This is a genomic window from Maribacter sp. R77961, assembly GCF_044594925.1.
GTDB lineage: Bacteria > Bacteroidota > Bacteroidia > Flavobacteriales > Flavobacteriaceae > Maribacter.
This window is the reverse complement of sequence record NZ_CP138991.1, coordinates 167,582-184,593: the sequence shown is the minus strand read 5'-3', so window position 1 is coordinate 184,593 and position 17,012 is coordinate 167,582. Positions and strand designations below refer to the sequence as shown.

At 38.6% G+C, this 17,012-nt stretch carries 14 protein-coding genes; 12 read left to right on the top strand and 2 right to left on the bottom strand.

The annotated features are described in order from the left end of the window. Position 1: 1 nt before the first annotated feature. Positions 2-1,351, bottom strand: coding sequence for a Trk system potassium transporter TrkA (trkA, locus tag SJY09_RS00790; RefSeq protein ID WP_396637075.1), 1,350 nt, complete (start codon positions 1,349-1,351; stop codon positions 2-4). Positions 1,352-1,568: 217 nt separating this feature from the next. Here trkA and ubiE point away from each other — a divergent pair, with 217 nt between their 5' ends. Together ubiE and SJY09_RS00780 are read left to right on the top strand one after the other, a co-directional pair. After that, on the top strand, positions 1,569-2,303 hold the full coding sequence (gene ubiE / locus SJY09_RS00785; protein ID WP_396637074.1) for a bifunctional demethylmenaquinone methyltransferase/2-methoxy-6-polyprenyl-1,4-benzoquinol methylase UbiE: 735 nt from the start codon (positions 1,569-1,571) through the stop codon (positions 2,301-2,303). 50 nt (positions 2,304-2,353) lie between these two features. Further along, a complete protein-coding gene (locus SJY09_RS00780) occupies positions 2,354-3,049 on the top strand; it encodes a porin family protein (protein WP_396637073.1) in 696 nt (231 codons plus the stop codon). Between the two features lie 14 nt (positions 3,050-3,063). Here the strand turns inward: SJY09_RS00780 and SJY09_RS00775 are convergent, their stop codons facing one another. Further along, positions 3,064-3,786, bottom strand: a complete 723-nt coding sequence (locus SJY09_RS00775) for a TrmH family RNA methyltransferase (RefSeq protein WP_396637072.1) — start codon at positions 3,784-3,786, stop codon at positions 3,064-3,066. 24 nt (positions 3,787-3,810) lie between these two features. Between SJY09_RS00775 and SJY09_RS00770 the strand changes: the two genes are divergently transcribed. The 10 genes from SJY09_RS00770 to SJY09_RS00725 all read left to right on the top strand — a co-directional run bounded on the left by SJY09_RS00770 (position 3,811) and on the right by SJY09_RS00725 (position 17,002). Next, a complete protein-coding gene (locus tag SJY09_RS00770) occupies positions 3,811-6,426 on the top strand; it encodes a BamA/TamA family outer membrane protein (RefSeq protein WP_396637071.1) in 2,616 nt (871 codons plus the stop codon). Between the two features lie 63 nt (positions 6,427-6,489). Then, positions 6,490-7,557, top strand: coding sequence for a class II fructose-bisphosphate aldolase (gene fbaA, locus SJY09_RS00765; protein ID WP_396637070.1), 1,068 nt, complete (start codon positions 6,490-6,492; stop codon positions 7,555-7,557). A 34-nt stretch (positions 7,558-7,591) separates the two neighbouring features. After that, positions 7,592-8,452, top strand: a complete 861-nt coding sequence (gene accD, locus SJY09_RS00760; RefSeq protein WP_396638577.1) for an acetyl-CoA carboxylase, carboxyltransferase subunit beta — start codon at positions 7,592-7,594, stop codon at positions 8,450-8,452. A gap of 14 nt (positions 8,453-8,466) precedes the next feature. Further along, positions 8,467-8,967 carry a hypothetical protein gene (locus SJY09_RS00755; protein WP_396637069.1) on the top strand — a complete coding sequence of 167 codons (501 nt, stop codon included), beginning with the start codon at positions 8,467-8,469 and terminating at the stop codon, positions 8,965-8,967. Positions 8,968-9,075: 108 nt separating this feature from the next. After that, entirely contained in the window at positions 9,076-9,345 is a 270-nt protein-coding gene (gene rpsO, locus SJY09_RS00750) for a 30S ribosomal protein S15 (protein ID WP_068482293.1), read from the top strand. Positions 9,346-9,545: 200 nt separating this feature from the next. Next, complete coding sequence (locus SJY09_RS00745) at positions 9,546-11,774, top strand: polyribonucleotide nucleotidyltransferase (protein ID WP_396637068.1); 2,229 nt, start codon at positions 9,546-9,548, stop codon at positions 11,772-11,774. 161 nt (positions 11,775-11,935) lie between these two features. Then, complete coding sequence (locus SJY09_RS00740; RefSeq protein WP_058106041.1) at positions 11,936-12,799, top strand: RNA polymerase sigma factor RpoD/SigA; 864 nt, start codon at positions 11,936-11,938, stop codon at positions 12,797-12,799. Positions 12,800-13,015: 216 nt separating this feature from the next. Next, positions 13,016-13,228, top strand: coding sequence for a VF530 family DNA-binding protein (locus SJY09_RS00735; protein WP_396637067.1), 213 nt, complete (start codon positions 13,016-13,018; stop codon positions 13,226-13,228). A gap of 3 nt (positions 13,229-13,231) precedes the next feature. Then, positions 13,232-13,687: a tRNA (cytidine(34)-2'-O)-methyltransferase gene (locus SJY09_RS00730; RefSeq protein WP_396637066.1), complete on the top strand. Its 456-nt coding sequence runs from the start codon at positions 13,232-13,234 to the stop codon at positions 13,685-13,687. A 207-nt stretch (positions 13,688-13,894) separates the two neighbouring features. Beyond that, entirely contained in the window at positions 13,895-17,002 is a 3,108-nt protein-coding gene (locus SJY09_RS00725; protein WP_396637065.1) for a WD40/YVTN/BNR-like repeat-containing protein, read from the top strand. The last annotated feature ends 10 nt before the right edge of the window (positions 17,003-17,012 follow it).

The window sequence follows — 17,012 nt, the reverse complement described above, 5'->3', positions numbered from 1 at the left end:
TTTAAAGGAACATTCGTTCTATTTTTGAAATTTCTTCAGGAAGACAGCAGACCACCACCCTATCACCGGCCTCAATTTTAAATCCACCCAGAGCAATTATACCCTCTCCGTCCCTAACAACACCACCAATTGTGGCAGCCTTTGGAAAATTCAATTCCCTAATAGTAGTTCCTGTGACCCGAGAATCTTTTTTTACGATAAACTCTAAAATTTCAGCATTTAAGTTGTTCAGTCTCATAAGGGCTACTACCTCTCCACGTCGAATGTGGCGAAAAATATTATTGGCGGCCAAAAGCTTTTTGTTTATCAACGTATCGATACCAATAGAATGTGATAACTGAAAATAGTCCATGTTCTCTACCAAGGCAATGGTCTTTTTGATATATTTTGATTTTGCAACCAAACAAGACATGATATTGGTTTCGGAGTTTCCGGTAACGGCAATAAAGGCATCCATAGACTCTAAACTCTCTTCCTCCAACAGCTCCACGTTTCTTCCATCGCCATTAATAACCAATGCGTTTGGCAAATCATCCGCAAGATCAAATGCTTTTTCCTTATTTTTTTCTATAAGTTTTACATTAAACTTGTTGGCACAAAGGTCTCTAGCCGTCTTAAAACCAACCTTACTACCACCAAGAATCATTACGTTTTTTATATCTTCTTTCTTTTTTCCTGTAAGCTTGTACAATTCATCAACTCCTTCTTTAACCGTAATGAAATAAACTTGGTCTCCTTCCTTGAAAATAGTATCACCTCTTGGAATAACGGTATATTGTGTACCCATCCTTTTCAGGGCTATAGGCATAAAATGAAGTTCTGGGAATATCGTGGCTGCCTCCTTTACCATCTTACCAACAAATGGTGCAGATTTTGGTAAGGAAACCCCTACCATAATCAACTTTCCATCCTCAAACTCATAGGTATCGTTAAAGGCTGATTTATTTAGAAGTAATTGAATTTCGGTAGCCGCAAGTTCTTCAGGAGAAATTAGCTCATCGATACCTAACTCCGAGAACTGCAATATTTCCTTATTGTCTATAAATTCGGTGTTGGATATACGCGCAATGGTACGTTTGCAACCCAACTGCTTAGCTAACATACACAGGGTAATGTTCGTAGTTTCCGAAGAGGTTACTCCGATTACGAGGTCAGAGTCCTGTACTTGCGCATCCTGTAAAACAGCAATAGAGGTGGCATCACCTTTTAAAACACGGATATCCAAATGGTTGTCCGCATAAGCCAAACTCTCTTTACGTGTATCTATTAAGGTAATATCTTGAGATTCGTAGGAAAGCAATTTAGCAAGATGAAATCCTACTTCACCTGCACCTGCAATAATAATCTTCATTTAAGTACTTAATTGCGCTTTTGCAAACTATAATCAACTAGTTTCTAATAGCATATTAAAAATCAGATAATATATAGTTAACGCCTATTTCGATGCAAAATTACACAATTAAATAAAGGCCACTACTAATTTTAGTGCTTTTAACCTTGTCCATTAGCAATCACAATTAATCCACTTACAAGCAAGCCCTAAGTCGTATATTTGCAAAAAAAAGACGATGCCCAATAAAGTAACTCCCTATAAGGACTCCAAACTTGGCAAGAAAGAGCAGGTCACTAAAATGTTCGATACGATTTCTAAAGATTATGACGGGCTGAACAGAGTCATCTCTTTTGGCATTGATATAAAATGGAGAAAAAGAGTTGTAGCGCTACTTAAAAAAGAACAGCCTCAAACTATTTTGGATATTGCTACAGGCACGGGTGATTTGGCCATAGCACTTGTAAAAACCGGTGCTGAAAAAATTATAGGTTTAGACATTTCTCCTGGCATGTTACAAGTAGGAAAGGAAAAGATAAAAGAGAAGAAATTAGACCCTAAAATTGACATGGTTGTTGGCGATAGCGAAAATTTAAGTTATCCGGACCATAGTTTTGACGCGGTTACAGTATCTTTTGGTGTTCGTAATTTTGAAACTTTGGAAACAGGTCTAGCCGAGATACTTAGGGTATTGAAACCCGGTGGTAGCCTAGTGGTCTTAGAAACCTCCGTACCTACCAGGACACCGTTTAAACAAGGTTACCATTTTTACACAAAACATGTTTTACCGTTGATAGGTAAAATATTCTCAAAGGACAATTCTGCGTATGGCTATTTAAGCGAATCTGCCGCCGTTTTTCCACATGGAGAAAACTTCAACAATATTTTACTTAAAATTGGGTTTATAGATGTAGTGAACAAGCCTCAAACATTTGGGGTTGCATCTATCTACGTTGCCAGAAAACGCAGCTAGATTTAAAGATAAATCCGATGGATTAATATCTACGGAGTAATTGTTGATAAATGAGGAAATGGTTTTTTATAAGTGTGGGGCTACTCTTTTTAATGCCCTCGCTCCATGCACAATTTAACGAACGCCCTATTCTTAATAAAGAAAATGAGGATAAAAAATTTCTTAATTGGGGATACTTTTTAGGGTTCAACCAATATGATTTTAAGTTTGATTATGAAGAGAATGCAAGAGACGTCTTAGTCGATAAAACGCTAGGATTTAATGTGGGCCTTATTGGTGAACTGCGGATAAACAATTTCTTGGACCTACGCTTTGAGCCAGGTCTTCACTATACATCTAGAAATTTAGGTTTTCCAGGTTTCGATGAGGAACGAGATGCAATCCGCGAAGTAAAATCAACCTATATCAATTTTCCGCTACTGTTAAAGGTAAGCGCCAAACGATTTGGGAATTGGAAACCTTTTTTAATAGGTGGTGGGTCTACAAGCCTAAACCTTGGTAGTAATGAGGATAGTTTAGATGATAATAGCTCGGGGACATTTAGAATGAAAAAATGGGTTTATAACTATGAACTGGGTTTTGGAATAGATTTTTACTTAGAGTATTTTAAGTTTACCCCATCCATAAGAGGTGTTTTCGCACTTACAGATGAGTTGGTTCGTGATGCCGACCCAAATAGCCCATGGACCGGAAATATAGATGGTATGCGCACTAGGGGACTTTTTGTCAACTTTACTTTTGAATAAGCGTAAAAAATTCCTTACTCCCTTCTCAGTTCATTCATTAAAATACCTGTTGCCGTTGCCACGTTCAAGCTCTCGGTTTTAGATTTCCCGTGTCTCGGTATGGTAATCTTGTAATCACATAACTTCTTTATCTTATTCGAAATCCCCTTTCCTTCATTACCCATAATCAGCACCCCAGTCTTGGGAAGTTCTTCTGAATATACACTGTTCCCCTCCATAAAAGAACCGTAAACCGGGACCGACACCTCCGACAAGAATATATCCAGATTTAAATAAGAAATAGTTACGCGGGCAATAGAACCCATAGTAGCCTGTAACACCTTCGGATTATAACAATCTACTGTATTCTTAGAACAGACCAAGGAGGGTATCCCGAACCAATCACAAAGCCGAATTATAGTTCCTAAATTTCCAGGGTCTTGAACATCATCTAGTGCTAGGACCCAATCACTAAAATCTACAGGAGCAGCATTAGGAATATAAAAAACGCCAACAACTCCGTTTGGGTTCTTTAAACTGCTGATCTGATTCATTTCCTTAGGTAGCAGCACCTCTTGATTTTTAATGTTTTTTATCGGAAGAACATCCTTCGTAACATAAATCTTGAATACCTTGAAACTGGAACACAATAACTCTTCCACGGCCTTTTTTCCCTCTATCACAAACAGACCATGTTCATTTCGGTACTTTTTTTGCTGTAAGCTTTTGATAAGTTTCAATTCACTTTTTACAACCATACAAATAATGTATTTTTGATTAATATGAGGAGGTTTTCAAACCCTAAAAATAGCATCGCTAAAATAAGCTTATTCTTACTACTGACCATAGTTACGCTCTCATGTAATTCACTTAAAAAAATTGAAAACGACGAATACTTAGTAGCAAGGAATACCATTCTGGTAGACTCCCTTAAAATTAACGATGAAGATGTAGCCAGCCTAATCTATCAAAAACCCAACACTGCGCTACTAGGTTATCCACTCAGGTTAAATCTATATAACCTTGCAAAGGAAAATCCGGATTCCCTATTTCAAGATTGGTTAAACCGTAAACCCCGCAGAAAGGAAAGGCTCACTAAATTTTTATCGGAAAAACAGGTCAACAGACTCGGAGAATCGTTTTTGGTAAAAGGTTTAAGCGAATGGTTAAAAGAAATCGGTGAAGTTCCAACAGTTTTAGATACTTCAAGGACCAGAAGAAGCTTAGAGCGTTTAAGCGCTTATTACGATTCAAAAGGTTATTTCTTAAATACAACTACTTATAAGGTCGATACTACCAAACGAAAGCAGCGCGCATACATAGATTATAAAATAAATCTTGGAAAACCGTTTATGGTAGATTCCGTAGCCAATGAAATTTCTTCCAAAGCCATTGATTCTATTTATTTCCTTCATATGGACAGGTCATTGGTTAAACAAGGAAAACAATTTAATCTAGCCGATTTTAACAACGAAAGGGAGCGCCTGACAGAGATTTTCAGGAACAACGGTATCCGAAATTTTCAGGGGAGCTCTATTACTTTTGATATTGTGAGGGATACGGTAAGGTCAGAAGATGACCAGAAAATGAATATTACCCTTAATATTGGAGACCTTAAGAAAAGAGGAGAAAATGTAGTAACGACTTCGGAATACAAAGTAGAAAAAATCAATACTATAGATGTTTATACAGATTACCTATCCTCCTACAAAACCACCCCACAGCGCAGCATAACATACGGCGATTTCACTTTTCACTATTCAGATAATTTTCAAATTAAACCAAAGACACTTGCAGACGCCATTCTATTTGAAAAAGGTGCTATTTACCGGGATATAGACAAAATTAGGACCTCTAGACAGTTGAACAACCTTAATATTTTTAAATATCCAAATGTCATATTTAAAGAGGATAGTACCGGAACCAAGGTAAATACCAGCATTTACTTAGCTCCTAAGCCAAAGTATTCCCTAGGAACTAATTTTGAAATTAGCCGTTCTAATCTTAGAAGACTTGGTATTGGTGCTGGAGCCTCTCTACTGATACGTAACATCTTTAAAGGAGCAGAAAATCTTAGTCTTTCGGTAGATGGTGCTTTCGGTCTTTTAAGTAGAGAAATCTTCCAGGAGGACTATTTTTCTGAAATCGGAGGAGAAATTACGTTAGATTTTCCAAGAATATGGTTTCCTTTCCTAAACACATCCAAGCTTATTCCTAACTACACCTTACCAAAAACCAGGATAGCACTAGGTACTAGTTTCCAAAAAAACATAGGACTGGACAAACAAACCTTTAACACCACACTTGGTTACAATTGGACACCGAATGAATTTAAGAAGAATTCCATAGAGCTTCTGAATGTTCAATATGTAAGAAATGTGAACAGTAACAGATTCTTTGATGTATATAGAACTACGTACAACCAGTTGAACGATATCGCCAGCGACCAAGCTGTTAGTCCCCTAGTAGACCCAACTTATTTTAATGAAGATGGAAACATTACCACACCAAGTGAGGCACAGACCGGGACGATACCGGGCACTACCGGATTCATAAGCGACGTACGCAGTGGAGTAATCCCAACTTCGAACAGTGGTTTTACCCAAGAGGATTTTAACAATGTAAACAGTATTGCGGAACGGGAAGAACGTCTTACAGAGAACAATCTCATCTTTGCAACAAATTACACGTTCAATAAAAATAACAGGAACGGTATCACGGATAACAATTTTTATCAATTTCGTTTTAAATTGGAAAGCGCAGGAAACTTGTTGTCTGGCCTTTCTAACTTAATAGCATTTAACGAAAACGATAGGGACCAACTACTCGTCTTTGGCGTCCCTTTCTCCCAATATGTAAAAACAGAGTTTGATGTTGTAAAATACTGGGCCCTTTCTCGTTCCAATGTACTGGCGGCAAGAACGTTCATTGGTATAGCAATACCTTACGGTAACTCTGAAAATATTCCGTTTGTACGAAGTTATTTTGCCGGAGGCTCCAATGACAATAGAGCTTGGTTTCCCTATTCCCTAGGACCTGGAAGTACTTCAGCAATTAATGATTTTAATGAAGCTAACCTAAAAATAGCCTTGAACTTAGAATATCGTTTTCCTATTGTAGGGGATATCAATGGAGCCCTTTTTGCCGATGCAGGTAACATATGGAACGTGTTTGACGATGTAGAAAATCCTGATGCCATATTTACCGGTTTTGACTCCTTAAGGGATATTGCACTCGGTACGGGTTTTGGACTTAGATACGATTTCACCTACTTCCTTTTCAGGTTAGATTTGGGTTTCAAAACCTACAACCCAGCTGAGATTCCTTCTAAAAGATGGTTTAGAGACTACAATTTTGCCAACTCCGTATTACAAATTGGTATTAACTATCCATTTTAAATCTAATTGTTTTATTACTTTTGCCCTACATTTTTGTAGAAACTAACAGACCAAAACATCAATATGGCTCACAATATTAAACCGGGCGTTGCAACCGGAGACGAAGTTCAGGAAATTTTTAAATATGCTAAAGAAAAAGCTTTTGCATTACCCGCTGTTAACGTAATAGGATCAAACACTATTAATGGAGTGCTTGAGACCGCAGCAAGTCTTAATGCGCCTGTCATCATTCAATTCTCTAATGGTGGCGCACAGTTCAATGCAGGTAAAGGACTTTCTAACGAAGGGCAAAATGCAGCCATACAAGGAGCTGTAGCAGGAGCAAAACACGTTCACCAGTTAGCGGAAGCTTATGGAGCTACGGTTATTTTACATACCGATCACTGTGCAAAAAAATTATTGCCTTGGATAGATGGTTTGCTAGATGCTAGTGAAAAACATTTTGCAGAAACCGGCAAATCATTATTCAGTTCTCATATGATCGACCTTTCTGAAGAACCTTTGGAGGAGAATATTGAAATCTGCAAAGGGTATTTAGAGCGTATGAGCAAAATGGAGATGACCTTGGAAATTGAGCTTGGAATCACTGGTGGAGAAGAGGATGGGGTTGACAATTCCGATGTAGACGATTCTAAGTTATATACACAGCCAGAAGAAGTAGCCTATGCCTACGAAGAGCTTTCTAAAGTGAGTCCAAGATTTACAATTGCGGCTGCCTTTGGTAACGTTCATGGTGTTTACAAACCAGGAAACGTAAAGCTTACACCAAAAATTCTGAAGAACTCACAAGAGTTTATTTCTGAGAAATACGGTGTTGAACACAACCATATTGATTTTGTTTTTCATGGTGGCTCAGGTTCTACCGTTGAAGAAATCAGAGAAGGAATTAGCTATGGTGTTATAAAAATGAATATTGATACTGATTTACAGTACGCCTTCCTTTCTGGAGTGCGAGATTATGTTCAAGACAACAAAGATTACTTACAGGCACAAATAGGAAACCCAAAAGGTGCCGATGAGCCAAACAAGAAATTCTACGACCCAAGAGTTTGGTTGAGAAAAGGCGAAACGGCGTTCATAGACAGGCTAAAGAAAGCTTTTGAAGATCTGAACAACATAAACACATTATAAATTCCTAAATTCACTAATCTAAACTATGGACAATATGACGGCTTGGTTTAAAAGAAAGGAAAAAGGAATTCAGACCACTACGGAGGAAAAGAAAGACACACCAAAAGGTTTATGGTATAAGTCGCCAACAGGTAAAATTGTAGAATCTGAAGATTTGGCAAAGAATTTCTATGTTAGTCCAGAAGATGACTATCACGTAAGAATTGGCAGCAAAGAGTATTTTGAAATCCTTTTTGATGACAATAAGTTTACGGAGTTAGATGTAAAGCTAAATTCCAAAGACCCATTAAAATTTGAGGACACCAAAAAATATGGAGACCGTTTAAAAGCTGCTCAGAAAAAAACCGGCCTTAAAGATGCCGTAAGAACTGGTTTTGGAAAATCTTTGGGTAAAAATGTTGTGATTTGCTGTATGGACTTTAGTTTTATTGGTGGATCTATGGGTAGTGTTGTTGGTGAAAAAATTGCTCGTGGTATTGACCATGCCATTAAAAAGAAAGTTCCTTTTATTATGATTTCCAAATCAGGTGGAGCACGTATGATGGAAGCTGCACTATCTTTAATGCAACTAGCTAAAACATCTGTTAAGTTAGCGCAACTGGCAGAAGCAGGCTTACCCTATATTTCACTTTGTACAGATCCAACAACAGGGGGTACAACAGCATCCTACGCTATGTTGGGCGATATTAATATTGCTGAACCAGGAGCACTTATAGGATTTGCAGGACCCCGTATTGTAAAGGACACCACAGGAAAAGATTTGCCAGAAGGGTTTCAATCTTCTGAATTCCTGCTAGAACATGGGTTCTTGGATTTTATAACGCATAGACGAGATTTAAAAACAAAAATAAATCTGTATATCGATTTAATTCAAAATAATCCCGTGAGATCTTAAAATATTCTAATAAAATGAAAACGGCCATAAAATCAGGTATATTATTATCTACTTTATGGCTTTTTTGTTGCGCCTCGGAAAACATGTCTTCCCTATCCGAAACCGAAGAAGAACCTACGGAAATAAGCAACTCAAAAGCTGCCCAAGTTACAGCTATCGAAGTAACGGGAGAAGAAAATGTTTATACCTTTAGTGTAACTATTCTAAGCACAGATGCCGGTTGCGAACAGTACGCGGATTGGTGGGAGGTTATTGATTTGGAGGGAAATCTTTTATATCGCAGAATTCTAGGACACAGCCATGTAAACGAACAGCCCTTTACACGCTCTGGAGGAACCATAGCCATATCCAAAGAACAAGAAGTCTATATCAGGGCACACATGAATAACTTAGGATACGGAGATGGGGTTTTAAAAGGAAGCGTACTTATGGGCTTTACGAAAGCGGAGTTGGATACGAAATTTGCATCAAATCTAGAAACCCAAGCACCCTTGCCAACTAACTGTGCCTTCTAATATTAAAATATCCAAAAACATTAGGCTTTGAAAATAAAAATTATGGTATCTTTGCAGCCTGATTGAAAACCAGTCAGATACATAAAAATCATTTAAAATAATATTGGAATGTATTTAACAAAAGAAGTTAAAGCCGAAATTTTTAAGAAACACGGCGGAAAAGCAGAGAACACAGGTTCTACTGAGGGACAGATTGCCTTGTTTACACATCGCATTAACCACTTAACCGGTCACTTAAAAAAGAACCACAAAGATTACAACACGGAACGTTCATTAGTAAAACTGGTAGGTAAAAGAAGAAGTCTACTGGATTACATGATAAAGAAAGACATCGTAAAGTACAGAGAGCTTATTAAAGAACTCGGTATTAGAAAATAATTTAAAAAGGGGATGGTTAGCCATCCCCTTTTTTTAAAGTACTTCAAGTCTAAGAAGTTAAAAACGACAAAAACAAAAAGCTACACATAGTTTTTCATTGGTCCACACAACAACACAACAACAGTCCGACCATCAAAAATGTCGGAATGACCATTGTTTAACAAAATCCCGAGAAATAATCTTGGGTAAAAATCAATTTTATGATTCCAAAAGTATTTAGAGAGGTCATAGACCTTGGTGACGGTAGGGAAATTTCTATCGAAACCGGAAAATTAGCGAAACAGGCGCACGGTTCTGTCGTAGTTCAATCCGGAAAATGTATGTTATTATGTACAGTTGTTTCCAACTACAAGCAATCTGATGTGGATTTTCTTCCACTAACAGTAGATTACCGTGAAAAATTTGCTGCCGCAGGGCGTTACCCAGGTGGTTTCTTCAAAAGAGAAGCCAGACCTAGTGATGGCGAAGTACTAACCATGCGTTTAGTAGATCGTGTATTAAGACCGCTTTTTCCGAAAGATTATCACTCAGAAACACAGGTGATGATTCAATTAATGTCTCATGATGAAGACGTTATGCCAGATGCAATGGCAGGTTTAGCAGCTTCAGCTGCGATTCAATTATCCGATTTCCCATTCGAATGCGCTATTTCTGAAGCAAGAGTAGCTCGTGTAAATGGCGAATTCGTTATCAACCCTACTAGAGCGCAATTAGCAGAATCTGATATAGACATGATGATTGGTGCCTCAGCTGATTCAGTAATGATGGTTGAAGGTGAAATGGATGAAATTTCCGAAGAGGAAATGACAGAAGCTATCAAATTTGCTCATGAAGCCATTAAGATACAATGTGCCGCTCAGGTTAAACTAGCTGAAGCTTTCGGCAAGAAAGAGGTACGTGAATATGAAGGTGAGCGCGAGGATGAAGCACTAGAAAAAAAGGTGTACGAACTTACTTATGACAAGGTATACGCAATAGCAAAAGCTGGTTCTGCAAAGCACGAGAGAAGTGCTGCTTTCGGAGAAATCAAAGAAGACGTTAAAGCTTCTTTTTCTGATGAAGAGCAAGAAGAATTTGGCGGCTTAATTTCCAAGTATTTCTATAAAGCTGAAAAAGCTGCGGTTCGTGACCTTACCTTAAATGAAGGTTTGCGTTTAGATGGTCGTAAGACCGACGAGATTCGTCCTATCTGGTGTGAAATAGATTACTTACCATCAACGCATGGTTCCGCTATATTTACCCGTGGTGAAACACAAGCATTAGCAACCGTAACCTTAGGTACCTCTAGAGATGCCAATAAAATAGATATGCCATCTCATGAAGGCGAGGAGAATTTCTATTTACACTATAACTTCCCTCCTTTCTCCACAGGTGAAGCAAGACCAATCCGTGGAACATCCCGTAGAGAAGTTGGTCACGGTAACCTAGCGCAACGCGCCTTAAAAGGAATGGTTCCTGATGATTGTCCTTACACAGTTCGTGTAGTTTCTGAAGTATTAGAATCTAACGGTTCTTCTTCTATGGCAACTGTTTGTTCTGGTACAATGGCCATGATGGATGCCGGTGTGCAATTGAAAAAGCCCGTTTCTGGGATTGCCATGGGACTAATTTCTGATGGAGATTCAGGTAAATACGCTGTACTTTCAGATATCTTGGGTGATGAGGATCACTTAGGCGATATGGACTTTAAAGTAACAGGTACTGCTGATGGAATCACTGCTTGCCAAATGGATATTAAGGTAAAAGGTCTGTCCTATGAAATTCTTGTAAATGCATTGCAACAAGCTAGAGCAGGTCGTTTACATATCTTAGAGAAATTAACGGATACGATTGCTACTCCTGCAGCGGATGTGAAACCACATTCTCCAAAAATGGTAACACGTACCATTCCTAATGAATTCATAGGTGCACTTATTGGACCTGGTGGAAAAGTGATTCAGGAACTTCAAAAAGAAACAGGAACAACTATTGTTATCAATGAAGACCCTGTAACCGAAGAAGGTATTGTTGAGATATTAGGAACAGACCAAGATGGTATTGATGCTGTACTTAGTAAAATAGATTCTTTGATGTTTAAACCTCAAATGAACGAATCTTACAAGGTAAAAGTTATTAAGATGTTAGATTTTGGTGCTGTTGTAGAATATCTTGATGCTCCCGGCAACGAGACTTTATTACACGTATCCGAATTAGCATGGGAACGTACAGAAAATGTTTCTGATGTTGTTAATATGGGAGATGAGTTTGAAGTGAAGTACTTAGGTACAGACCCTAGAACACGTAAAGAGAAAGTTTCTCGTAAAGCGCTTTTACCAAAACCAGAAGGTTACGTAGAAAGACCACCAAGAAACAACGATAGAAATCGTGGTGGAAGAGATGACAGGCGTGGCGGGCGCGATAATCGTGACCGCAAACCAAGAAGAGACTAAGCGCTTTTCCTTGTAAAATACAGAAAGCCCCAACATTTACGTTGGGGCTTTTTTTATGCTGTTCAACGGAAAAAAGAGTTTTTTTACACTTATTTGTAACATTTGAGACTTTTTTACGTATAAGTATATGCAGTCTATGCAATTGAACTTAATTTACAGTAATGAGACAGCTTAAGATTACAAAACAGGTCACCAATAGGGAGACCGCATCTTTGGACAAGTACTTACAAGAAATTGGAAAAGTGGACTTGATTACCGCTGATGAAGAAGTAGAGTTGGCACAACGCATCAAGGCAGGCGACCAGATCGCTCTTGAAAAACTTACAAAGGCCAACCTCAGATTCGTGGTTTCAGTTGCCAAGCAGTACCAAAACCAAGGACTTACTTTACCGGATTTAATCAACGAGGGAAACCTTGGTCTGATTAAAGCTGCACAGCGTTTTGACGAGACGCGGGGATTTAAATTTATATCCTACGCCGTATGGTGGATCCGTCAATCTATATTACAGGCATTAGCAGAACAGTCTAGGATTGTTCGTTTGCCATTAAACAAAATTGGTTCTATCAATAAAATCAACAAGACATTTGCATTTCTAGAGCAAGCGCACGAAAGAATGCCTTCTCCTGAAGAAATTGCAAAGGAGTTAGATATGACTGTTGATGATGTAAAACAATCTTTAAAAAACTCAGGAAGGCACGTATCCATGGATGCGCCACTGATTGATGGTGAAGATTCTAACCTTTATGATGTATTACGTAGTGGTGAGTCTCCAAACCCGGATAGGGAATTATTACATGAATCCTTAAGAACGGAAATAGAGCGAGCATTAGAAACATTAACGCCAAGAGAGGCAGATGTAATTCGCTTATACTTTGGTCTTGCAGGTCAGCATTCAATGACATTGGAAGAAATTGGCGAAACCTTTGACCTTACAAGGGAAAGGGTACGTCAAATAAAAGAAAAGGCTATTCGTAGGCTAAAGCATACTTCTAGAAGTAAAATCTTGAAAACTTATCTAGGATAAGCGCAAAAAGTAAAAATTTGCACTGATTTGCCTGTTAAACAATTCTTAAATTGGAAATTTGGCATATAAGTTGTAATTTTAACGGTAACAACAGTTTATCATGACTGTTCGTTTTTTGATTGATGAATAAACTCCGGCTGATTACCGGAGTTTTTTCATTATATACCTTAACAGAAAAAAATTGTTAGGTAATTTGTTTATCTAATTCATAAAAAAATGCAACAGCCCAATAATCCATTACACGGTGTAAAACTGTCAGCTATTATGGAACATCTTACACAAAAGTATACATGGGAAGATTTGGCGGGTCAAATAAATATTAATTGCTTTAAAAGTAATCCTTCTATAAAGTCGAGTTTAAAATTTCTTAGAAGGACACCTTGGGCAAGAAAGAAAGTAGAAGAATTATATTTAAAATCCATCAAATAGATAATGCCATTAAATATCGTTTTAATTGAGCCCGAGATTCCAAATAATACTGGAAATATAGGAAGGTTGGCCTTAGCTTCAGGTTCAAAATTACATTTAGTAAAGCCATTCGGATTTGAATTAACGGACAAGAAACTAAAAAGAGCTGGGCTGGATTATTGGAAACACATTTCCGTATCCATATATGAAAACCAAGAGGAATTCTTTAAAATGCATGGCCATAAAGAAATGGTTTTTTTCTCTTCACATGGTAAAAAGACCCATTGGGAAATTGAGTATTCGGAAAATTTATTTTTAATCTTTGGAAAGGAATCCGTAGGGCTCCCAAAGTCACTTTTATCTGCAAAGAATACAGTTGTAGCCAAAATTCCGCTAAAAGCTTCACAGATAAGAAGCCTAAATTTAGCGAACGCTGTGGCTATTGCCGTTTATGAAGGTTTACGCCAACTTTCCATCTAAATATGGATTACTTATTACAATAAGGCACATATAAAGCCCTTAAAATAGAATAACGAATATGGTTTCCCCTAATGTCACAAAACTTTTCCTATGCTATATTATAGTATAAAAAAATCAAGGATTAAGATGCTAAGAAATGGGTAAATTATGTTAATTTAATAACTCCTAAAATGGACTATTATAATAGCATCTTTTAAAAATAATAAAATGAAAAAGAACCTTCTACTTATAACTATTTTATTTTGCGCGCTCTTACAAGCTCAAAAAGGCCAGTCTTTATCCGAAAAAATGGATAAAGCCATTCCTCCCTCATTCTACGAAGGTCTTGAATGGAGGAATATTGGCCCCAACCGCGGCGGCCGTTCTTTAGGTTCAGCTGGCAGCCCAAGCAGACCCAATGAGTATTATTTCGGTGCCACAGGTGGTGGGCTATGGAAAACTGTTGATGGAGGTACCGAATGGAAGCCTGTAACCGATGGTCAAGTAACAAGTTCCTCTGTTGGTGCGGTTGCGGTTGCAGAGACCAATCCGGATATTGTTTATATAGGTATGGGCGAGGTACAATTACGGGGAAGTATAACCCAAGGAGATGGTGTTTACAAAACAGAAGATGGCGGCGAAACCTGGAAACATTTAGGGCTCGAACAAACACAGGCCGTAGCACGCATCAGAATTCACCCTACAAATCCTGATATCGTTTATGTCGCAGCTTTAGGTCATCCCTACGGAGACAATGAGCAACGTGGCGTATTCAAAAGTACGGATGGGGGCGCCAACTGGGAAAAAGTATTATACGTGAGTGCAAAAGCGGGTGCTGTAGATTTAATTATAGATCGTACCAATCCAGAAGTAATTTATGCAAGCACTTGGGAAGTACAACGAAAAGCTTGGAAAATGTGGGGCGGCGGAGGCGACTCTAAATTATGGAAATCTAGTGATGGCGGGACTAACTGGACAGATTTAACTTCAAATACAGGAATGCCGGCAGGACCAATCGGAAAAATAGGTGTCACTGTTTCTCCTGTAGATTCTAATCGTGTTTGGGCCATCGTAGAAGCAAATGAAGGAGGCGTATTTAGATCTGATGATGCAGGTAAAACCTGGACAAGAACTAATGAGGAGCGCAAATTACGTCAACGCGCGTTCTATTACTCACGAATTTATGCAGACCCACTAGATAAGGAAACGGTATACTGCTTAAATACAGGTTTTTACAAATCTACCGATGGCGGTAAAACATTTGACACTACCATAAAAGTACCCCACGGAGACAACCACGACCTTTGGATAGACCCTAATAATCCCGACCGTATGATTAACTCCAATGACGGTGGCGGAAACGTTAGTATCAACGGTGGAAAGAGCTGGACGGAGCAAGATTATCCAACGTCGCAATTTTACCATGTGATGACGACTAGTGATGTACCTTACCATGTAGCCGGAGCACAGCAAGACAATAGTACGCTTGCCATGCCAAGCGATGGCTGGGACCATATGCTTGCCCGCGGCCCGAACAAGGGATGGTATTATGCAGTAGGTGGTGGTGAAAGCGGCTGGATTACACAACATCCCGTTGACAAAGATATTTTTTATGCCGGGAGCCAAGGAGCACTTTTAACGCGATACGACCGAAGTAATGGACAAACAAGGGATATACAAGTATATCCTAGATTCTTCTCCGGTGAGCCAGCTAGTGCATTACCAGAAAGATGGCAATGGACCTTCCCAATCATGTTTGCACCACAAGACCCAAAAATTATGTATACTTGCTCTCAACATGTTTGGAAAACGACCAATGACGGACAATCTTGGGAGAAAATTAGCCCAGACCTTACTTATGCCGACCCTGAAACTCTGGGGAAAACTGGAGGTATTATAACAATGGACATGAATGGTCCTGAAATTTACGCCACGGTTTTTGCATTAGCGCCATCAACTCACGACATCAATACTATTTGGGCCGGTTCTGACGATGGAAAAATTCACATAACACGTAATGGAGGCACTAGTTGGGAGGATATTACCCCAAAAGACCTTCCAAAATTTTCACGTGTCAGTATTATCGATGAATCCAAACACCGTCCCGGAACCTTATTCGTAGCAGCAAATAGATATCAGGTAGATGACCGTCAACCCTACGTTTTCAAAACACATGACTACGGTAAAACATGGACAAAAATTGTTAGCGGAATCCAGGACGGCCATTTCGCTAGGGCAATACGAGAAGATCACATAAGAGAAGGCCTACTGTTTTTAGCTACTGAACATGGCGTTTATTTTTCCTTAAACGATGGTGAACTATGGCAAAGTATACAATTAGAACTACCAGACACTCCAATTCGCGACCTAGTAATAAAAGATAATGATGTTGTTCTGGGATCTCACGGCAGAGGCTTTTGGATTTTAGACGATATTCAACCTATAAGGCAATACCGGCCAGAAATGAGGAATCAATCTGCTGTCCTTTTTAAGCCCACTGATGCAATTAGAGGAATTTCAGAAGCTTCCGTTCAATATTATTTAAAAGAGCAATTAGACACGATAACCTTTGAAGTCCTAGATGCCAACGATAATCTCATAGACACTTTTACTGGTAGTAAGACCGAATATAAGGAAGATCCCGATATTCCCTGGTGGAAAAAAGGAGGTTCTACAAAACCTACCACGGCAAAAGGCCTTAATACCTTTAGTTGGGACCTGAGATATCCCGGCGCTACTGAATTTGAAGGAATGATTATTTGGAGTGCAAGACCAACAAGAGGACCCAAAGCACCTATTGGCGACTACAAAATTCGTATGAAAACAAAAGACTATGAAAAAACCTATCCTTTTAAGGTCACTATAAATCCCAACCTAAAGGGGATTACAAAGGAAGATTTAGACGAACAGTTTGAGCTTGCGAACAAAATCATGCAAAAGACTTCTATGGCAAACGAATCAGTGATTCGGATAAGAGCGATAAAAAAGCATCTATCAGCACACAAAGCCAAACTTTCAACCAACACTTATAAAAAGACCATAACTCCCTTTTTAAATGAATTATCGGCTATAGAAGAAGCTTTGTACCAAGTGAAAAATCAATCAGGACAAGATCCTTTGAACTTTCCTATTAGGTTAAACAATAGATTGGCATCTTTACGGAGAAGTATGGAAAACGGAGAGGCAAAACCAACGGATGGCGCTTATAAAGTATTTAAAGAATTGTCTAAGGAGCTCAATACGCATATGACAGATCTTAAAAGCATTATGACTAAAAACCTTTCTAAAATAAACAAGGAACTGCAAAAAGCAGGTGTAAAATCAATTGAAGGCTAACTCTCCAAAA